The following is an 18,189-nucleotide window of genomic DNA, read 5'->3' on the forward strand; positions in this document are numbered from 1 at the left end:
TCCGGAAGATCTGGATCGCGCCGCGGTCGACGTCGGGAGGGGCTTCTCAGCTGGGGGAAGCCGAAGGGAAGGTGGGAGGAAGGTCGGGTTCGTAGGTTCAGGGAAACCGGATCGGCGTGATCATCTGAGTGCGGCACGGGCCGCGGGGGACGCCGGGCGGGGAAGGGACCCCTGTCATGACCACTCGAACGCGTCACGAGCCGTTGAACGGTGTGGACACTCAGGCGCTGCTCTCGACCGTGGACGCGGTCAAGGCGACGCCCTCGCTCGCCGCGTTCCAGTTCCGGGCCGTCAACCGGTGGGTCACCGGCACGCACAGCCGCAGCGAGATCCGGGGCTTCTATGGCGCGGGCCGGGAGGACGTCACCCGGTTCGAGGACTTCGTCTGCGAGGCCGATCACCCGGCCGTCCTGGTCGGCACGGGCAAGGCGCCCACCCCGGTGGAGTTCCTCCTGCACGCGCTGGCGGCCTGCCTCACCGCGGGGCTGGTCAACGTCGCCGCGGTCCGTGGCGTGAAGCTGACCGAGGTCGAGGCGTCCGTCGAGGGCGACATCGACCTGCGCGGCATCCTCGGCCTGTCGGAGGAGGTCCGCAACGGCTACCAGGGCCTGCGGGTCGGCTTCCGGATCCGCGGAGACGCGCCGGAGGAAGTGCTGCGCGGGCTGGTCGAGCGGTCCCGGTCCCGGTCGGCGGTCTACGACGTCCTCACCACCGGTGTCCCGGTCGAGATCGACGTCACCACCGGCTGAACCGTCCCACTCCCGAGGAAGGAAAGCCGGACATGTCCTCCCCAGAACGCTACGACGTGGTCATCGTCGGCGCGCGCTGCGCCGGGGCGGCGACCGCCCTGCTCCTGGCCCGCCGGGGCCTGCGCGTGCTGGTGCTCGAACGCGGTCGGCGCGGCTCGGACACCCTGTCCACGCACGCGCTGATGCGGGGAGGCGTCTCGCTGCTCCACCGCTGGGGCCTCCTGGAGAGGATCGCGGCCGCGGGCACTCCCCCGGTCCGCAGGGTCCGGTTCCACTACGGCGCCGAGACCGTCACGGTGTCGTTGCGGTCCGCCGCGGGGGTCGACGCGCTCTACGCCCCCCGGCGGACCCTGCTCGATGCCGTGCTGGTGGACGCCGCGATCGCGGCGGGCGCGGAGGTGCGGTTCGGGGTCACCGTGACCGAGGTGCTCCAGAACGCCTCCGGCCGGGTCACCGGCGTGGCCGCCCGGGACCGCTCCGGCGCCGGGCTCCGCGCCGAATCCTGGCTGACGGTCGGCGCGGACGGCGCCCGGTCCCTGATCGCACGGCAGGTGGGCGCCCGCACCCTGCGGGCCGGCACCGGGGCGAGCGCCATCGTCTACGGTTACTGGTCCGGCCTGGACGTGACCGGCTACGAGTGGTTCTACCGGCGGGGCTGCGCCGGGGGGATGATCCCGACCAACGGCGACGAGGTGTGCGTCTTCACCGGCACGCCCGCCGGACGGTTCGAGCGGGAATTCGGGCGCGATCTGCGGGCCGGGTACCTGCGGCTGCTCGCGGAGGCGACCGGACGGGACGGGCGGCTCGCCGGGCTGGAGCCGCCCCGGCGCCTGCGGAGCTTTCCCGGCCGTCCCGGATTCATGCGGGAGGCCTGGGGCGCGGGCTGGGCGCTGACCGGCGACTCCGGATACTTCCTCGATCCGCTCAGCTCGCACGGGATGACCGATTCGCTGCGGGACGCCCAGCTGCTGGCCCGGGCGGTCGGGACGATGCTGCACGGAACGCCCGAGGACGAGGCGCTCGCCGGCTACCAGGCGGTCCGCGATGCGGTCGCCGAGCCGGTTTTCGCCGCGGCCGACCGGATCGCGGGCTACTCCTGGGACGAGTCCACGATCGGCGGGCTGCTGCGGGAGATGAGTTCGGCGATGAGCGGCGAAATCGAGGCGGTTTCCCGCCTCGGTGCCCGATGACGAGCGCATACTGAGCCCCGTGAGCGTCGAAATAGCCCTTTTGGGAGGGTTCGAGGTCCGCGTCTCCGGAATCGCGGTGCCGTCCTCCGCCTGGAACCGGCGGAACGCGGCGAGCATCGTGAAGATCCTCGCTCTGGAACCCCGGCGGCGCATGCACCGCGAACGTCTGGTGAGCGCGTTGTGGCCGGAGCTGTCCGTGACCGAGGCCGGGCCGCGGCTGCACAAGGCCGCCCATTTCGCCCGGCGGCATCTCGGCCCGGACAGCGTGGTGCTGGGCGGCGAGTTCGTCATGCTCTTTCCCGACCGTTCGGTCGACATCGACGTCCTGCGTTTTCAGGCGCTGCTCGCGGAGGCGCTGGAGGCCGGGGACCCGGCGACGGCGGCCAAGGCGGCCGACGCCTACTGCGGCCCCTTGCTGCCGGGCGACGACTACGAGCCGTGGGCTGAGGAGGCACGCGACCGGCTCCGGCTGAGCCACCTCCAGCTGCTCCGGCAGGCCCGGCGCTGGGCCGATCTCGTCGAGGCCGACCCGACCGACGCGCACGCCCATCTGGAGCTGATGCGCGAGCGGGCCGCGAACGGCGACCCGAGGGCGGCGCTGCGCCAGTTCGAGCGCATGGCCCGGGTGCTGCACAAGGAGCTGGGAGTGGGCCCCAGCGAGGAGGCCATCCGGCTGCGGGACTCGCTGCTCGACAGCCCGGCCACCGGCGCGGACCCCACGCCGCTCGTGGGGCGCGTCGCCCAGGCCGCACTGCTCCGGCGAGCTCTCACCGAGGCCGCCGGAGGCCGCGGGCGGACGGTCCTCGTCTCGGGCGCGGCGGGCATGGGAAAGTCCCACTTCCTGGACTGGGCGCGCGGTGGAGCGGCGTCCCGAGGGTGGCGGACGGGAAGCGGAGTGGCGTCCCAGATCGAGGGCGCCTGGCCCTACGCGCCGGTGCTGGAGGCCCTGGCCGACCTGTGCTGCCGCCACCCCACGCTGCTCGACGGCCTCGACGACCGCTGCCGGGAGGACATCGACCGGGCCCTGTCCGGGCTGCCGCTCGGCTGGAGTGGTGACGGTACCCATCAGCGCCTGTTCGTCGCGGTCGCGGAGCTGATCCGGCTGGCCGCCGCGGGCGCCGGCGTCCTGCTGACGGTCGACGGGCTGCACGAGGCCGATGAGGCGAGCCTGCGGCTGCTGCACTATCTGGCGCGCAGCTGCCTGACCGAGCGGTTCGTCCTCGTGCTCGCCTACCGGCGCCAGCCCGTCACCGACGTCTTCGAGGAGTTCAGGACCAGTCTGATCGGCCGGATCGGCGCGATCGAGGTGGGTCTCACCCCCCTCAGCCGGGACGAGACCGCCGAGCTGGCGGCGACCTGTCACCCCGGGGCGCTTCCCGAAGCGCTGGAGCGGATCTGGGAGCTGTCCGGCGGCATGCCGTTCGCCGTGGTGGAGCTGGCCCGGACGGCCGGCCGTCCCGAGCTGGAGGGCAGGCGTCCCGGCGACGCCGCGCTCGCCGTCCTCACCCCCCGCGAGCGCGCGGTCCTGGAGCATGTGGCGACCACCGGCACGGTCTTCGACACCGACGAGTTCCTGATGCTGTCGGGGCTGCCGGAGGACGAGGCCTTCGACTGCCTCGACTCCGCGCTGGCCTCACTGATCATCGAACGGACCCTCGGCGGGTACCGGTTTCGGCATCCGCTGATCCGCGACGCCCTGCTCACCGACATACCTCCGCACCGCGCTCGCGCGCTGCACCGGACCTGCGCGCAACGCCTCGTCGCGCTGGGCGCCTCGCCCGCCCGGATCGGCCACCACCTGCTGGCGGCAGGCGAGCCGGACACCGCGGTGCCCTATGTGCTCAAGGCGGCCGAGACCGAGGCCGCAGTCGGCGCCTACCGCGACGCCCTCACCTTGGTGGAGTCCATCGGGCCGGTCGCCGAAGGCCCCGACCGGCCGCACGCGCTCGGACTGCGCGCCGATCTGCTCGCGGCCGTCGGCGACCCGTCGGCCTTCACCGCCTACCGGAGGGCCATCGAGGAGTCCGAGCCTCCGCAGGCCCGGCAGCTGCGCGCCAAGCTCGCCCGCCTGGCAATCTACTCCGGCGACGTCGAGCTCGGCCTGTCGGCCCTGAAGGGACTGGAACTCGACGGCGGAGCCGCCGATCCGATCATCCTCATCACCCGCGGCACGATCGCCTACTTCCAGGGAGACCTGGAGTCCGCCTGGGAGGCGGCATCCGCCGCCGAGCGGCTCGCCCCAGGCGACTTCACCCGCGCGCACCTCGACCTGATCGCCCTGAAGGGCCTGCTGACCCACACCAAGGGCGAGTGGAGCCAGCTCCTCCGCCGCGAGCTGCTGCGCACCCGCGAGGACCTCGGTCTCGCGACCATGGTGTTCGACTCGCATCTGTGCGTGGCCGAGTATCTCCTGTACGGCCAGACCCCCTACCAGGAAGTGATCGACATGGCGGGCGCGCTGCGCACCGCCGCGGAGCGTGCCGGAGCGCTCCGGGCCGTGGCCTTCGCCGGGGCGCTGATCGGCTCGGCCGCGCTGCTCAAGGGCGATCTCGACCTGGCCGAGCGCGAGCTGTCGGAGGCGATCAGCGTGCACCGTGAGATCTCCGCGACCGCGGGCGAGGCCCACTGCCTCCAGCGGCTCGCCGAGGTCCACCTGGCCCGCGGCGACCGCCCGGTCGCCGAGCGGCTCCTGCGCCGCGCCCTTCCGCTCGCGCGCTGGTCCGTCCTGGGAATGCATCTCCTCCAGCGGCTGTACGGAACGATGATCATGGCCGCGGCGGACCCCGAGGCGGCTCTCGCCGTCGTCGACTCCGCCGAGGCCACCCTGGCCCAGATCGACTTCTGCCACTTCTGCACGATCATGTTCCAGGTGCCCGCCGCCATCGCCTGCGTGAACGCGGGCGACCTGCCCGAGGCACGCCGCCATCTCGCGCTCGCGGAGTTCTCCGCCCAGATGTGGGACGGCACCGCCTGGCAGGCCGCCACGTTGGAGGCCAGGGCCTATCTCACCCTGGCCGAAGGCGAGCCGGCCGAGGCGGCGCGTCTTCTCACCCGTGCCGCCGACCTCTTCGAGGACTCCGCGCAGCCGCTGGACGCCGCCCGCTGCCGGGCCACCGTGCTGTGACGGCCGGCCGGTTCACCCGGAGCCGACGAGCCAGTCCTCGTCGGCGCCCAGCCAGGTGCCGGGCACCTCGCGGGCATTCCACCGGCGGCCGTCGTACCGGGCCTCGAACCCCGAACCGGCCACGCGTGGCGCCCCGTCGACGAGGGTGAGGGCGTTGGCCGGGAAGGGCGCCTGCAATGCGATCCAGCGGCGGCCCGTCCAGCGCAGGACCGAGCGTCCGGCGGCGGCCCACAGCTCATCACTGGACGCCGCCAGGCAGGTGACGGCCCCGGTGCGGGGACGGAACTCCTTCCACCCACCGCCTTCGCAGCGCAGGAGCAGGCCGTCCCGGTTCCGCGCTCCCGCCACCCAGAGCTCATCGCCGTGCACGGCGACCGCGAGGAGCCTGGCCGGACGTCCGGGAACCACCACCGGCGTCCAGGAGCCCCCGAGGCGGTGCAGCAGAACCGTCCCGGGAAATCCGTGACCCACGGCCCAGCCGTCCACGACGTCCGTCAACACATAGGGAAAGCCCAGGTCGGGCGGCCGGTCATCGGCCCACCCGGCGTGGGTGCGGCGCAGCAGAAGCGGTAGCTCCTCACCCGCCAGGACATCGAAGGCGCCGCCGACGGCCACCGCGGACGCACCGGTGGAGTGGACACCCGTGAGGGCAGCGCCCCTGACTCCCGGGCCGAGCACGGGAAGCCTCTCGCCGGACCATTCCTCCCCATCCCACCGCTGGATGAGCGGGCCCGCCGCGGTCATGCCGACCGCATACGGCGCGCAGACCGCGGACAGCAGGAAGGCAGCCCCCGGATCGGTCAGGAGGGCCGGCACGAAGCCCTGGTCACCGCACCGTGCCGCCGCGCCCCGCACCGCATGTGCGGACTCGGCCTGAAGCGGCCACCCGACGTTCATGCCCCGCCACCGAACGCCACCCAGCCATCCGACTGGTCTTCGTCACGCAGGCAGGCCGACATCAGGACTCCTCCCCCGCCCGGCACCGTTCGCGGCCGCTGCCACGATCCTCAACGCACCGATCCGGTCCCCAGAACCTAGAAATCCCGCCTTCCCTCCGCCTTCCCCATGACTTCCTCCGGATCACCGCGTCCGAAGCCCGCTCACCCGACAAGAGCTCCAGTGGGGCATCTCCCCTAGCAAGGCAACGACAGGTTGTTCCAAGACCACGCAACCCGTGGACACTGATCACCCGTGGCGACATCGCCTGCTGGAAGGGCGAGCCGGGCGAGGGTGAGCGGACCCACTACGCGTTCACCACCCTGCTGCCCGACCAGGTCCGCGTCCTGGGTACGGCCACCCCGGCACCTTCACCAGCCGAAGCGCCAGCGCCCTGTGGACCACCGAAACCGGCGGCCCCGCGCCGTACGGGCGCTGCTCGAGCCTCTCACCGCCGGCCAGGTCTCCTTCTCCGGACCGACCGTTGCCGGTGATCTCCCCCGGGCTTCGACCTCTGGCGGGCACTCCTGTCCCAGTGGGAAAGCGTCCACGGCGCCGACCGTCCCGCCCTTGCCCGCATCAGCGAGACCATCGCCACCCTGACCGGTGGCCCACGGCCCTGATCCCCGGCCAAGGACGATCTCGAAGCTGGTGGAGGAGCTCGACGAACCGTCTATCCGCCGTCCTCCAGGCACTCGGCCTTCGCGGCCTCCTCCACCTCGGCGGCCCACACCGCGCGCGCCGCCTTCTCCAGTGCGGCCTTCCGCGTACCGCGCTCCTCCCCGGCTGCGAGGAACGGGGGCCCGTTCAGCTCCCAGCACGGTCTTCATACGCCTGACGCGCTCCGCCTCGAGATCATTAGCCTGTTGGGAGCCGAGGCCCGGGCGTTGGGGCACGGTGGCATCCGTGCGGTAGCCCGGGCCGCACGGGTTCGGGCGGCCACGGTATCGGTTGGTGTGGACGAGCTGGAGGCGGGCGTTGAGCCGTTGGGGCGCGTCCGTCGTCCTGGCGGCGGGCGCAAGAAGTCCGTGGTGGTTGACCCAGAATGCGCCCTGCGCTGCTTGCGCTGGTCGAGCCGCAGGAACGCGGGGATCCGATGTCGCCGCTGCGGTGGACGACCATGTCGACCCGCAAACTCGCCGCGGCGCTCACCGCCCAGGGCGCCAAGACCCTCGAGGGGCGTCGCAGCCGGATCGGGACGCTCAGTTCCGGTATGTCAACGAGCAGGTCGAGCATTATCTCGCGGCCGGTGACCCGGTTGTGAGCGTGGATGCGAAGAAGAAGGAACTGGTCGGGCAGTTCAAGAATCCCGGACGGCAGTGGCGGCCTGCGGGCGAGCCCGCCACCGTCAGAGCCCATGGCTTCCCAGACCCTGGCCTCGGCAAAGCGATCCCTACGGAATCTACGATCGCCGAAGACAACGGATGGGTCGGTGTCGGCACCGACCACGACACTGCCGAATACGCCGTCGGACACTCCGTCGCTGGTGGCAAGCCCAGGGCCGCGTGTCCTACTCAGGTGCCCGGCGTCTGCTGATCACCGCAGATGCCGGCGGGTCCAACAGCTACCGCACTCGCGCATGGAAAGCCGAACTCGCGGCGCCTGCCGCCGAGATCGGCCTGGACATCACGGTCTGCCCGAAGAGTCCGCACGCCCGGCACCCCATCAAGGTGGACGGCATCCACCGGCACCGGCCTCGACCCGGTCGTCCAGGGTCCGCCCGCCCTCGCCAGGCCGGCCTTCAAGGAGATCAGCGGAAGGTGGGCCGTGTTGGCGCTCGGCGGGTGGCGGTGAGGGTGACGAGTGCGAGGGAGCTGTGGATGACGATGGCGATCAGCGCGACCTCGTGGGCCACCGCGGTCAGCGATACCCATGAGGTCGTGGCGGTGTACAAGGTGATGAGGCACAGGATGACGGCGGCACCACAGGCCCAGGCGGCCAGACGCTGGCGGGCGGCCCACAGCCGGGGACCGTTGGCCACGGCACGGGCACGCAAGCCGATCCACACCAGGGCCAGCGCCGCCGCAGCTCTCCCGATGACGACCAAGGAGAAGACCAGGTAACCGGTGGCACTGCTGTGCGGCACGAGCCGCGGTTCGAAGTTCCATTCCTCCGGGGGCAGGAACATCCCGATGACGCATGCGGACGCCACCAGCACCCCCCACCCGATGGTCACCGTGCTGAGCGCTTGCCGCCACCGTCTCCCTTTCCCGATACCCATCACCCGATCGTGACCGAGACCCTGCGGCGGTCCGCGGCGGCACTCCGAGGCCGGCACGCATGATCGAAGGGCATTCCCCGCAACCTCGGAGTTCTGGGCGAAGACCACAGCGCCGTCCCGCGCCCTCGCGGCGCGAACTGCCATCGGCAGCTTCAGGGTCGGCCAGTCGGTCGAGGCCGGTGCCGGTAGCCATGGCCGTGCATCCAACGGTCTTGCCGTTGACCCACGCGGCCCTACGCCGACTCCGGTCGAACAGCCATCCGATCGCACAGTGCCTTGCGCCAGGTCAGGGATATATCCGTTGAATTTTCGCCGTTTGCTACAAGCGCCGCCAATTGCATCGGATGCGATCCGGCGACAGTTGGGTGTTCTCCGGTACCGGGGCTGGTCTTGGACGGTGCGTGAGCTGGCCGTTGACGCGGACGCGGGCGTGGTCCGGTCAGGGTAGCGGGGCGAGTGGTGCGCACGGTCTGCTATGCCGATTCTGTTGTTCTACCTGCGGTCCTGCTGGGCAGTCGCAGAAGATGCGAGGAACTCGCATCTGATGCGATCGACGGAGGGTGAGCCGGTGGGGTTGGAGTCGCGTGACGCGGGGGCGGCCAGGTTGTTGCTGGTGGCGGGGGTGCCGCTGCTGCGGCCGGAGGAGCAGGTGTTCGCCGCGATGCTGGAGGGCTTCGCCAACCAGCAGCTGGCCCGGAACCTGGCGCGCACGACGGTCGAGGGCCGGGAGAACACGGTGAAGGCGTTCGCGTCGTATTACGAACGCGTTCCCGTGGCAGTGGTCGGCGGCGATGGTGGATGAGTGGCTGGGCGATCTTCGGTCGCTGCGGTACTTGAAGAAGTCGACGATCCGCGGCTACTCCCAGGCGGTCCGGGCGTTCTGCACCTATGCGACCGATCCGGCCTATGAGTGGGCGCAGGAGTGCCTGACCCGGTTCGGCACGCACCCGATCCAGGTCGTCTATGAGTGGAACAGCGCCGTCCACGCCCAGGACAACGAGTCCGACCCCGCGAAGAGGGCGTTCACCCGCGCCGAGCTGGAGGTGTTGTTCGACTACGCCGACGAGCAGGTCGCCCGGATCCGGGCGTTCGGCCGCAAGGGCTGGCTGCCGGCGTTCCGTGACGCGGTCCTGCTGAAGACTGCCTACGCCTACGGGCTGCGCCGCAACGAGACTCGGATGCTCGACGAGCCGGACTTCACCCGTAACCCCCACGGCCCCGAATTCGGCGACTACGGCGTCTGCTTGGTCCGGCACGGGAAGGCTAAGAAGGGGTCGCCGCCCAAGCGGCGCAGCGTGCTGACGGTCTGGCCGTGGTCGGCGGAGGTGCTGGAGGAGTGGTTCACCGAGGTCCGCCCGCACTTCGGCCTCGACGGGAACCCGGCGGCCTGGCCGTCTGAACGCGGGCTGCGGGTCGGCTGCCAGCGCCTGAACTCCCGGCTCGCGACCTACCGGGACGCGCTCGGCCTCGACCCGGCCCTGGATTTCCATAGCCTCCGTCGCGCCTATGTGACCCACTTGATCGAGGACGGGTGGGATCCGCGGTTCGTCCAGGAGCAGGTCGGCCACGAGCACGCCTCCACGACGTCGATCTACACGTGCGTGTCGTCGGACTTCCGGACCCGGACGCTCCGCCGCACCCTGGACGCCACCGTCACGGCCGCCCTCGCCGCCGCGAAGAAGGTCGGGGCGTCGTGAAACGCAAGGTCGGCTACTCCTGGCGGCTGCGGGAGATCATGGCCCTGAACGGCGTGTTCGCCACCACCGACCTCGTCCCGCTCCTGGCCGACCGCGGCATCAAGCTCTCGGCCTCCCAGGTCCACCGGCTCGTCACCGGCACCCCGGAGCGGCTCTCGCTCCAGGTCCTCGCGGCGCTCTGCGACATCTTCGAAGTCACGCCCGCCGACCTCGTGCCGGTCGAGGCCCAGAACGCCGGAGTCCGCAGGACCGCCGGCGACGATGTTCCCGGCCCGCCGCCCCCGGTGAACCTGCGGCCCAAGCGGGCCAGGCTCACTCCCGAGGGATGAGCGTCAAACGAACCTGCGCCCGATGCCGGCGGTTCGCCTACTCGGCCGGGTGGTGGCCCGACGGGCCGGTCTGCCGGACCTGCGTCGATCGAGGCCTCCGGCTGCGCGGCGCCTGCCCCGGCTGTGGCCAGGACCGTCTTCTCCCCGGCCTGCGGCCCGAGGACGGCGAGTCGATCTGCTCGACCTGCGCCGGATTCAAGGCGTCCTACCGCTGCTCACGCTGCGACCAGGAGGGCAAGCTCCACGCCCGGCGGCTCTGCACTCGCTGCGTTCTCGCCGACCGGCTGGCCGAACTCCTCGACGACGGAACCGGCCGAGTCCGCCCCGAGCTGCTCCCGCTGTTGTCGTCCTTGACCAGCATGGAGAACCCACTCACCGGCCTGACCTGGCTCTATGAGAAATACAACCCCGACATGCTCCGCGGTCTGGCCGACGGGAGCATCGACCTCACCCACGAGGCGTTCCACCAGCTGCCTCACGGCCGGGCCGCGTCTCACCTACGCGAACTCCTGATGGCCTGCGAACTGCTCCCGAAGATCGACAAGCAGATATGTCTGCTGGAACGCTGGCTCGTCCACCACCTCGCCGGGATGCGACGCCCTACCCACCGGAAGATCATCCACCGGTTCGCGACCTGGGAGATCCTTCCCCGCCTCCGCCGCCTCGCCGAGAGCAAGCCGATCCCGCCCTCAAGCCGCAGCTACGCCGGTCAGCAGATCATCTACGCCACCCACTTCCTGACCTGGCTCGCCGAAAGGCGCCTCACCCTCGACCGCTGCCGCCAGATCCATCTCGACGCCTGGATCGTCGAGCACAGGATCGACGAACGCAACGGCGTCCGCGCCTTCCTGAACTGGGCCGCCCACAACAAGCTCGCCCGGCCACTCGATCTCCCACGAACACAGGCCCGGCGAGGGACCCCGCTCGCCTCACAAGAACGTCTCGCGCTGCTCGGACGCATGCTCACCGACGAGTCCTGCCCGCTCCGCACCCGGGTCGCCGCGACCCTCGTGCTCCTCTACGCCCAGCCCGTCAGCAGACTCGTCCAACTCGACCTCGACGACATTCTCACCGACGATGCCCAGGTCGCTATCCGCTTCGGAGCCCCGCCGACGCCAGTCCCCGAGCCCTTCGCCAGCCTGCTCCTGAACTACATCGCCAACCGCACGAACATGCGCACCGCGACGAACCCCGGCTCCCGATGGCTGTTCCCCGGCCGCCGCGCCGGGCAGCCTCTCCACCCCGAATGGCTCGCCAAGCAGATCACCCGCATGGGCGTTCCGACCACCGCCGCCCGCGGCGCCGCACTCCGCCAGCACCTCCAGGACAGCCCCGCACCCATCGTCGCCGACGCCCTCGGCTTCCACCCCGTCACCGCGACCAAGCTCGCCGCCGAGACCGGAACCACCTACAGCCGCTACGCCCCAGGCGACCACACACCGTCACCACGACCACTGCCCAAACGACGAACAGACAACAGCTGATACGCGAGCCCGCAGTTGGGCGCCCTACGAGCGAGCGGCAGCGCGAATGGCGCGCAGCTCTTCAGCGACCTCAGCGAGGTCAGCTGGCCGTTCACCGGGCCAATCCGAGGCACCGAATCGGGCCAGCCAGACCTGGGCGATGACCCCTGCACTAATCTCTCGCTCGCTCCAGACCAACCCAACAAGATCCCGAACCTCAGGGTCGTACTCATCCTCTGGAGCAATATCCAGCAACTCCTCCGGGTCATACCGATTGATCAAGGAACGAACCGCGCCGAAGATCTCCGCACTGGACACGTCTCCATCATGGCGGACACCGCCTCTCGCCGAAAAGCGGGCACGGACGGTCACAGGGAACGCCCAGCCCCGCGAGAACTGGTGACAGTTGAATGCGCGAGCCCGCCAGTCGGGGACCCAGGATGGCGACGCCGAGATCCCCGAGTGGGTCCGCCGCCTGGACGCCGCGCGGCTTCACCCGATGATGCGCGGGGATGGTTCGGCCCGCCACATCGGCCGGCAGCTGCGGGTGATGCTGCACGCCTCTCGCTTGATCGTCTATTACGGCAAGAAGGTCGTCGCCGAGCACGAGCGGCTGTTCGCCAAGGATGGCCGCCGCTGGAGCTGGACCACTACCTGGAGGTCCTGGTCCGCAAGCCCGGCACGCTGCCGGGCGCGACCGCCCTGGAGCAGGCCCGCGCCGCGGGCAAGTCCACGCCGGTCCACGACGCCTGGTGGTCGGAGGCCTGCAAGGCCCACGGCGACCGCGACGGCACTCGCGCGCTCATCGAGGTGCTGCTGCCGGCCCGCCATCTGCCCACCGAACACCTGGTCACCGGCCTGGCCGCCGCCCTGAAAAAGCCGGAGCCCTCCCGCGGACGCGGTCGCCTTGGAGGCCCGCAAGGCCGCCGAGGACGACGAAGAGCGGACCGCTCCCGAGCCTGCTCAGCCGGAAGGCGAGGCAGCGACGGTGACGTTCCTGACCGAGCGGCGCCTGGCCCGGCTTCCCCGCGACACCCGGCCGCTTCCCTCGGTGACGGCCTATGACCAGCCCCTCAAACGCGCCCGGCCGCCAGCGAGCGCCCAACCCAGGGAAGAACATCGTGAGCACGCGGCCCCGAGGCATGGCCGAGCAGGACGCCCGCGACCAGATGTCCTACCTGGGGTTCCTCCCGAACTCCTGCTGACCGAATGCGACGACCGCGCCCGCCGCCGCCCCGAGCGCCGTATCACAGCCGCCCAGTTCCCCCGCGACAAGTCCCTGCGCGCTTTCGACTTCGACGCCAACCCGGGCATCGACCCCGCCACCATCCACACCCTCGCCACCTGCGAATGGGTCAAGAAGGGCCAGCCCCTCTGCCTCATCGGCGACTCGGGCACCGGCAAATCCCACCTGCCCTCCGCCCTGGGAACCGAAGCGGCGATGAAGGGGCTTCAGAGTCCGCTACACCCTGGCCGCCAAGCTGGTGAACGAACTCGTCGAGGCCGCCGACGAGAAAGTGCCGGCCCAGACCCAGACGACCGGCACCCGGGCCACGAGCAGCGGCAGCACAGGGGCTGCCGACGCGGCGTTCCGTCAGAGGCAGCCTTCAGCCTGGTGGTTTCAACGGAGGAGTCACGGGGCTGACATGCGGACGATCTCGTAGGTGAAGGGGTACTCGTCGAGGTCCGCACCCAGTGCTGAGGTGTCGACGGGTTCGGTCAGCTTGATGGTGGCGTGGGACCTGCCGTTGCGGAGTTCGGTGTCGATGATGCCGCTCACCCGATCCTGCTCGAGTAGCCCGCGGACGGCTCCGGCAACGGAGTCCAGGACGAGGCCGGGTTTGTAGGTCTTTCCGACGGCGGTTGCGGGAAGGGCATCGATCATGTGGACAGCGCGGGGTGCGGCTGCGGGCTCGGGGACACGGGTCGCGATCCAAGCACGCAGCTCGTCCGGGCCTGCCGCTGTGCCGGGGCGTAGGACGAGATAGGCGACAGGCACTTCGCCGGCGTGCGGGTCCGGAGCACCGCGCGCGGCGCTCCGGCCAGTGGCCTTCGATGACGGCCTCGAGGACGAGGTCAGAGGGGGATGTTGCCGTGTTTGCGGGGAAGAGTGGGGAGGCGTTTGTTCTGGAGGGCGAGGAAGGCTTCGGCGACCGAGGTGCGGGTCTCGTGAGGGAGGATCACCTCGTCGATGTAGCCGCGTTCGGCGGAGACGTAGGGGTTGCAGAAGTCGCGGGTGTATTCGGCCAGGAGGCGGCCGCGTTCGGCTGCGGGGTCCGCGGCGGCTTTGACGGCGCGGTGGTGCAGGACGGTGACGGCGCTCTCGGCGCCCATGACGGCGATCTCGGCCGTCGGCCAGGCGAAGTTGATGTCGGTGCCCAGGTGTTTGGAACCCATGACGCCGTAGCCGCCACCGTAGGCCTTGCGGGTGACGACAGTGACCATGGGGACGGTGGCTTCGGCGTAGGCGTAGATGAGTTTGGCGCCGCGGCGGATGATGCCGCCGCGTTCCTGCTCCAGGCTCGGCAGGAAGCCGGGCACGTCCACGATGCTGAGGATGGGGACGTTGAAGGCGTCGCAGGTGCGGATGAAGCGGGCGGCCTTCTCGCTGGCGTCGATGTCGAGCGCGCCGGCCAGGTGCATGGGCTGGTTGGCGACCACGCCGACGCTGCGGCCGTCGATCCGCCCGAGCCCGCAGATCATGTTGGGAGCGAACAGCGGCTGGACCTCCAGCAGTTCGCCCTCGTCCAGGACGCTGTGGACGACCTTGAGCATGTCGTAGGGCTGGTTGCGGCTGTCGGGGATCAGCGTGTCGAGCGCCAGGTCCTCTTCGGTGAACTCGCGGGGCTCGGTGGCGGCGTACACGGGCGGCTCGTCCATGTTGTTGGACGGCAGATGACTCAGGAGCAGCCGCACGTACTCGAAGGCGCTCTTCTCGTCGGAGGCCAGGTGGTGTGCGACTCCGGAGACCGTGGAGTGACCGTACCCGCCGCCCAGTTCCTCGCGGTCCACCTCGTGCCCGGTCACGGTCTTGAGGACCTCGGGGCCGGTGACGAACATGTGCGAGGTGCCGTCGACCATGATGATGAAGTCGGTGATCGCCGGAGCGTACACGGCGCCACCTGCGCAGGGCCCGGCCATGAGGGAGATCTGCGGGATCACCCCGGACGCCCGGACGTGCCGCTTGACCAGTTCGGCGTAGTAGGCCAGGGAGACCACGCCCTCCTGGATGCGGGCGCCGCCGGAGTCGTTGATGCTGATGATCGGACATCCCGTGCTCAGAGCCAGGTCCATCACCTTGACGACCTTCTCGCCGTAGACCTCGCCCAGCGAGCCGCCGAAGACCGTGAAGTCCTGGGAGAACACGCAGACCCGCCGACCGTCGATGGTGCCGTAACCGGTGATCACCCCGTCCCCGAAGGGACGATCCTCGGTCAGGCCCAGAGCCGGGCTGCGGTGCCGGGCCAGCGCATCCAGCTCCCGGAAAGACCCCGGATCAAGCAGCGCGTCGATCCGCTCACGGGCCGTCAGCTTGCCCTTCTCCCGCTGACGCTCGACGGCACGCCGATCCTGTGGCTCGGCGAGACGGGCCCTGCGGCGCCGCAACTCCTCAAGCTTCTCCGCCGTCGCTCCTGCAAGATCTCCAGACATTTCTCTCCCACCATCAGCCGACCCGTTGGAGCGTAACGCCGATCACTACCTGAACGTCTGTAATCTTGCGATAGATACCTCGCCACGAATTTTTCCCTGCCTGCCGACGCCAGCGAAACCTCGAAGGGGCCGCGCCGCAGGCGGGCGAGAGGGCCGGGCGGAACTACGGGCGCCGAGACCCTGCGCTGCTGTCGGGCCGACCCAGGTCACGTGGGTGCGGTTTGGGGAGCCCGACGCCTCCGACCAGCCGCCATATCCCCAGCACACCACCACCGAGGGGTCTCCGCCATGCTCCCGTCAGGGATATCGCGACGGCCCATAGGATCAACGGCCATGCATACCGGTCGCTGGAACCAGACCCTGACCTTCCTCCGGGAAGCGACCGTCAAGGATGTGCTCCTGCCGGGTTTTGTCCATCGCGATGGTCCGGTCCCCATCATCCGCTGGTGGTTCTGGACCGTCTATCTCGCCTCCGACCTCGGGTATCTGAAGGTGAAGATGAGTGACGATCACGGCAGCCTGCTGCTCAGCGTGATGCCCGAGCTTGAACTGGACCCCGAGCTCTTCGAGGAGGAAGATGACGAGGTGATGCTCATCAGCGGCGATGCGCCGCTGCTCGGCAGCACCCTCCAGCCGTCCCGGTGCACCTCCTTCCGGTACTGGACGAATAGCGAATCCGACCTCGAGGCCGGCCGCATCCGCTGCCTTGAGCTTGTCTTCAGCGGGGAGAACCGCCTCGTCCTGGACGCCATGCGCATCGACGGCATCCGACTCGGCACCGCAGACGTGGCCGACCGCTGGCTCTCCTGCGGGTTCGGATCCACGCCCGGCGATCCCCCAGCCGAGCACCGCTGGGACCGATGAACGATGTAGCTCGTCACTGGTCAGCCCGTCGGCGGCCAGTGGCCCGTGACCGGAACAGCCTCATCCTCTCCCGACGGCCACGGAGGCATCGTGACACCGACGATCTCCAGCGCTTCCTTCCCGATAGCACGGAACTGAAAAGAGACGCCCGTCGGGATGGTGAGCGACAAGCCCGGCTCGAGCTCCGTCACGGATCCTGCGCCCTGAGAATCCCGCCAAATCTCGCCTCTGCCCGCCACCACGAACCAGACCTCTTCGACAGAACGATGCTGCACCGCCCGGGCCACTGTGCCGGCCGGCAATCGGAAATGCGCCATGCTCCCGCGACTGGCGCGACACAGGAGCCGGACTTCGGATCCGTCCGGAGCGATGTCGTCGATATCCTCAGCAACGCGTTTCTCGCAGGGATCCGAAAACTCATCCATGGTGCCATGGTCGGTAGTGATACCGGTCTTGTCTGCGAGCGATGATGGCCTGCTGCGGCCAGCAAGAGCCATCGCATCCGGGCGGCCGGGAACTGGGTGCCTGCCTGCCCACCCCAATATCGCCATGGATGCGCCTGTCAGGGCAGCAACGAAGGTTCTCCAAACCGCCGACGGGCCTGGATGTGGTAGTCGACAACGCCGGGCTGCTCACCTCAGCGCGAAGGCCAATGAAGGGAGAGGGCCTGGACCGAAGTTGCGCTCGTGCTCCTGCCGATCGCGGACTCGACGCCCGCCTCAGTGATCTCGGCTTTCGCCGACATGACCGCGAGGTGGGTCTCAGGGGACGGGGCGGGGCCGTCGCCGACCGCGGTCAGGGCGCCGTCGAGCGCCACGAGGCGATGCGCGGCTTGTGCCGCATGAAACCGGGCCGACGCTACACGAGGATGCCGTCGGCCTTCGGGGAGGCGACGCCGCAGGGGCGGTCGGCGAACACGCGCTCGTCGGGGACGAACACCGCTTCGAACCAACCGGCCCCGAACACCGGACCACCGCGGAAGCACGGTCCTCCGCCGGCATCGTCCCCGCCTGACAGCGCCTGCGGAGAGATCAACAGGCAACCGAGGATGCAGGACCGAAGCAGCCGTGCTCGGCAGCGAGCGCCCGGACCTCTTCAGCCGGACGTGCGCTAGGGGCTGTTTCAAAGTCAACTGCCCTACTGCGCGGCGCCCAGGCACGCACCTCGCGAGGTTGTCGTCGGTCGCCGACCCAACCAGGTCGACTCCCTCCTCCGCCCCCACGAGGCACGCACCTGGACGCCGCTCGCCACGGGCGCCAACTTTGAAACAGCCCCTAGTGCGCTGCGTCGTATCGCTCAACGACGCTCGCGGGGATACGGCCCCTTTCGTTCACCTTGATGCCCTGGCCGCGGGCCCACGATCGGATGTCCGTGCTTCTCTCTCGGTTGCTGTGCGAACGAGCGGGCTTGGACGCCTTTGATCCCGACCGCGGAGCCCGGCGTGCGTGTTCGACGAAGTCAGCCAGCCGCTCACGCAGAATCCCGGCGTTCTCGTTGCTCAGATCGATTTCGTAGTTCGTTCCGTCGAGCGAGAAGGCCACGGTCTCGTCCGCCACTTCTCCATCGAGGTCATCCACCAACGTGACGATCGTCTCGCGTGCCATAGCTCTCCCCAGTAGACGCACATCATGGATTTTTATTGCTGATAATACCGCTCATTCGAAGCCAAGAATATGACGAAGCAAGGCAGGAGCAATCCCCACTTCGTGGGACCGCCGGCACTCTGTGGAGCGCCGACTCAGGCGGGGTGGATGGAGACTGAAGTGCGCCATTCAGGGGGTGAGATCCCACCGCTTGATGGCCGCCTTAATCTCACGGGCGATGGTTCGGTGCCCTGGGTTCGGCCACGTGCGGCCCGCCATCGGAGTCCGCGCCTTTGTCGCACGGCCGTGTCGGATCCGGGGGCGCAGGTTGGGGCCGGGCCGGTCCGGGCGGGACTGTCCCGGCCGGGCCGGACGCTTCCGC

18 protein-coding genes and 2 pseudogenes are annotated in these 18,189 nt (G+C 69.9%); 13 read left to right on the forward strand and 7 right to left on the reverse strand.

The annotated features are described in order from the left end of the window. The first annotated feature begins 176 nt into the window (after nucleotides 1-176). From ABD785_RS02465 to ABD785_RS02475, 3 genes are read left to right on the forward strand one after another with little or no spacing between them, the layout of a single operon-like run. Nucleotides 177-749 carry an OsmC family protein gene (locus tag ABD785_RS02465; protein WP_344821578.1) on the forward strand — a complete coding sequence of 191 codons (573 nt, stop codon included), beginning with the start codon at nucleotides 177-179 and terminating at the stop codon, nucleotides 747-749. A 32-nt stretch (nucleotides 750-781) separates the two neighbouring features. Beyond that, the gene (locus ABD785_RS02470; protein ID WP_344821580.1) at nucleotides 782-1,939 is read left to right on the forward strand and encodes an NAD(P)/FAD-dependent oxidoreductase; all 1,158 of its coding nucleotides are present in this window, start codon (nucleotides 782-784) and stop codon (nucleotides 1,937-1,939) included. A 19-nt stretch (nucleotides 1,940-1,958) separates the two neighbouring features. After that, entirely contained in the window at nucleotides 1,959-5,063 is a 3,105-nt protein-coding gene (locus tag ABD785_RS02475) for an ATP-binding protein (protein ID WP_344821582.1), read from the forward strand. Between the two features lie 12 nt (nucleotides 5,064-5,075). Here the strand turns inward: ABD785_RS02475 and ABD785_RS02480 are convergent, their stop codons facing one another. Next, nucleotides 5,076-5,960, reverse strand: a complete 885-nt coding sequence (locus ABD785_RS02480; RefSeq protein WP_344821584.1) for a beta propeller repeat protein — start codon at nucleotides 5,958-5,960, stop codon at nucleotides 5,076-5,078. A gap of 1,135 nt (nucleotides 5,961-7,095) precedes the next feature. Between ABD785_RS02480 and ABD785_RS41250 the strand changes: the two are divergent. Both ABD785_RS41250 and ABD785_RS41255 read left to right on the forward strand, forming a co-directional pair. Beyond that, nucleotides 7,096-7,325, forward strand: a pseudogene (locus tag ABD785_RS41250) (ISAzo13-like element transposase-related protein); the annotation flags it as partial. Then, nucleotides 7,319-7,624, forward strand: a pseudogene (locus ABD785_RS41255) (ISAzo13-like element transposase-related protein); the annotation flags it as partial. The pseudogenes ABD785_RS41250 and ABD785_RS41255, both read left to right, overlap by 7 nt. A gap of 125 nt (nucleotides 7,625-7,749) precedes the next feature. Here ABD785_RS41255 and ABD785_RS02490 read toward each other — a convergent pair. Beyond that, entirely contained in the window at nucleotides 7,750-8,175 is a 426-nt protein-coding gene (locus tag ABD785_RS02490; RefSeq protein ID WP_344821795.1) for a hypothetical protein, read from the reverse strand. Between the two features lie 589 nt (nucleotides 8,176-8,764). Here ABD785_RS02490 and ABD785_RS02495 point away from each other — a divergent pair. Genes ABD785_RS02495 through ABD785_RS02510 form a run of 4 tightly spaced genes read left to right on the forward strand, consistent with a single transcriptional unit; the run spans nucleotide 8,765 to nucleotide 11,730 of the window. After that, on the forward strand, nucleotides 8,765-9,022 hold the full coding sequence (locus ABD785_RS02495; protein ID WP_344821586.1) for a hypothetical protein: 258 nt from the start codon (nucleotides 8,765-8,767) through the stop codon (nucleotides 9,020-9,022). Further along, nucleotides 9,012-9,917, forward strand: a complete 906-nt coding sequence (locus ABD785_RS02500; RefSeq protein WP_344821588.1) for a tyrosine-type recombinase/integrase — start codon at nucleotides 9,012-9,014, stop codon at nucleotides 9,915-9,917. The genes ABD785_RS02495 and ABD785_RS02500 overlap by 11 nt, the downstream gene beginning before the upstream one ends. Continuing rightward, the gene (locus ABD785_RS02505) at nucleotides 9,914-10,246 is read left to right on the forward strand and encodes a helix-turn-helix domain-containing protein (RefSeq protein WP_344821590.1); all 333 of its coding nucleotides are present in this window, start codon (nucleotides 9,914-9,916) and stop codon (nucleotides 10,244-10,246) included. The genes ABD785_RS02500 and ABD785_RS02505 overlap by 4 nt, the downstream gene beginning before the upstream one ends. Next, entirely contained in the window at nucleotides 10,243-11,730 is a 1,488-nt protein-coding gene (locus ABD785_RS02510; protein WP_344821592.1) for a hypothetical protein, read from the forward strand. The genes ABD785_RS02505 and ABD785_RS02510 overlap by 4 nt, the downstream gene beginning before the upstream one ends. 24 nt (nucleotides 11,731-11,754) lie before the next feature. Here ABD785_RS02510 and ABD785_RS02515 read toward each other — a convergent pair whose 3' ends face one another. Further along, nucleotides 11,755-12,027: a hypothetical protein gene (locus tag ABD785_RS02515; RefSeq protein WP_344821594.1), complete on the reverse strand. Its 273-nt coding sequence runs from the start codon at nucleotides 12,025-12,027 to the stop codon at nucleotides 11,755-11,757. 184 nt (nucleotides 12,028-12,211) lie between these two features. Here ABD785_RS02515 and ABD785_RS41260 point away from each other — a divergent pair, with 184 nt between their 5' ends. The 3 genes from ABD785_RS41260 (at nucleotide 12,212) to ABD785_RS41265 (ending at nucleotide 13,354) form a co-directional block, all read left to right on the forward strand. After that, nucleotides 12,212-12,583 carry a Mu transposase domain-containing protein gene (locus ABD785_RS41260; RefSeq protein ID WP_425547719.1) on the forward strand — a complete coding sequence of 124 codons (372 nt, stop codon included), beginning with the start codon at nucleotides 12,212-12,214 and terminating at the stop codon, nucleotides 12,581-12,583. Nucleotides 12,584-12,770: 187 nt separating this feature from the next. Beyond that, entirely contained in the window at nucleotides 12,771-12,914 is a 144-nt protein-coding gene (locus tag ABD785_RS02520; protein WP_344821596.1) for a hypothetical protein, read from the forward strand. A 41-nt stretch (nucleotides 12,915-12,955) separates the two neighbouring features. Beyond that, on the forward strand, nucleotides 12,956-13,354 hold the full coding sequence (locus tag ABD785_RS41265) for an ATP-binding protein (RefSeq protein ID WP_425547720.1): 399 nt from the start codon (nucleotides 12,956-12,958) through the stop codon (nucleotides 13,352-13,354). Here the strand turns inward: ABD785_RS41265 and ABD785_RS02525 are convergent. Both ABD785_RS02525 and ABD785_RS02530 read right to left on the reverse strand, forming a co-directional pair. Further along, nucleotides 13,343-13,789, reverse strand: coding sequence for an AMP-binding enzyme (locus ABD785_RS02525; RefSeq protein WP_344821791.1), 447 nt, complete (start codon nucleotides 13,787-13,789; stop codon nucleotides 13,343-13,345). The two genes, ABD785_RS41265 and ABD785_RS02525, sit on opposite strands and share 12 nt — an antisense overlap. Continuing rightward, nucleotides 13,786-15,360 (reverse strand): acyl-CoA carboxylase subunit beta, encoded by a 1,575-nt coding sequence (locus tag ABD785_RS02530; protein WP_344821598.1) that lies wholly within the window; start codon nucleotides 15,358-15,360, stop codon nucleotides 13,786-13,788. The genes ABD785_RS02525 and ABD785_RS02530 overlap by 4 nt, the downstream gene beginning before the upstream one ends. Before the next feature lie 333 nt (nucleotides 15,361-15,693). Between ABD785_RS02530 and ABD785_RS02535 the strand changes: the two genes are divergently transcribed. Beyond that, on the forward strand, nucleotides 15,694-16,224 hold the full coding sequence (locus ABD785_RS02535; protein WP_344821600.1) for a hypothetical protein: 531 nt from the start codon (nucleotides 15,694-15,696) through the stop codon (nucleotides 16,222-16,224). A 20-nt stretch (nucleotides 16,225-16,244) separates the two neighbouring features. Here the strand turns inward: ABD785_RS02535 and ABD785_RS02540 are convergent, their stop codons facing one another. Beyond that, nucleotides 16,245-16,649 (reverse strand): cupin domain-containing protein, encoded by a 405-nt coding sequence (locus ABD785_RS02540; RefSeq protein WP_344821602.1) that lies wholly within the window; start codon nucleotides 16,647-16,649, stop codon nucleotides 16,245-16,247. A gap of 849 nt (nucleotides 16,650-17,498) precedes the next feature. Further along, a complete protein-coding gene (locus tag ABD785_RS02545; RefSeq protein ID WP_344821604.1) occupies nucleotides 17,499-17,828 on the reverse strand; it encodes a histone-like nucleoid-structuring protein Lsr2 in 330 nt (109 codons plus the stop codon). Nucleotides 17,829-18,189 lie beyond the last annotated feature (361 nt).

Source organism: Actinocorallia longicatena (assembly GCF_039534125.1).
Classification (GTDB): domain Bacteria; phylum Actinomycetota; class Actinomycetes; order Streptosporangiales; family Streptosporangiaceae; genus Actinocorallia; species Actinocorallia longicatena.

Coding starts and splice junctions, on each gene's coding strand:
- ABD785_RS02535 (WP_344821600.1), top strand. CDS start 15,694: ATGCATACCGGTCGCTGGAACCAGACCCTGACCTTCCTCCGGGAAGCG.
- ABD785_RS02540 (WP_344821602.1), bottom strand. CDS start 16,649: ATGGATGAGTTTTCGGATCCCTGCGAGAAACGCGTTGCTGAGGATATC.
- ABD785_RS02500 (WP_344821588.1), top strand. CDS start 9,012: ATGGTGGATGAGTGGCTGGGCGATCTTCGGTCGCTGCGGTACTTGAAG.
- ABD785_RS02495 (WP_344821586.1), top strand. CDS start 8,765: ATGCGATCGACGGAGGGTGAGCCGGTGGGGTTGGAGTCGCGTGACGCG.
- ABD785_RS02510 (WP_344821592.1), top strand. CDS start 10,243: ATGAGCGTCAAACGAACCTGCGCCCGATGCCGGCGGTTCGCCTACTCG.
- ABD785_RS02520 (WP_344821596.1), top strand. CDS start 12,771: ATGACCAGCCCCTCAAACGCGCCCGGCCGCCAGCGAGCGCCCAACCCA.
- ABD785_RS02480 (WP_344821584.1), bottom strand. CDS start 5,960: ATGAACGTCGGGTGGCCGCTTCAGGCCGAGTCCGCACATGCGGTGCGG.
- ABD785_RS02465 (WP_344821578.1), top strand. CDS start 177: ATGACCACTCGAACGCGTCACGAGCCGTTGAACGGTGTGGACACTCAG.
- ABD785_RS41260 (WP_425547719.1), top strand. CDS start 12,212: ATGCGCGGGGATGGTTCGGCCCGCCACATCGGCCGGCAGCTGCGGGTG.
- ABD785_RS02470 (WP_344821580.1), top strand. CDS start 782: ATGTCCTCCCCAGAACGCTACGACGTGGTCATCGTCGGCGCGCGCTGC.
- ABD785_RS02530 (WP_344821598.1), bottom strand. CDS start 15,360: ATGTCTGGAGATCTTGCAGGAGCGACGGCGGAGAAGCTTGAGGAGTTG.
- ABD785_RS02545 (WP_344821604.1), bottom strand. CDS start 17,828: ATGGCACGCGAGACGATCGTCACGTTGGTGGATGACCTCGATGGAGAA.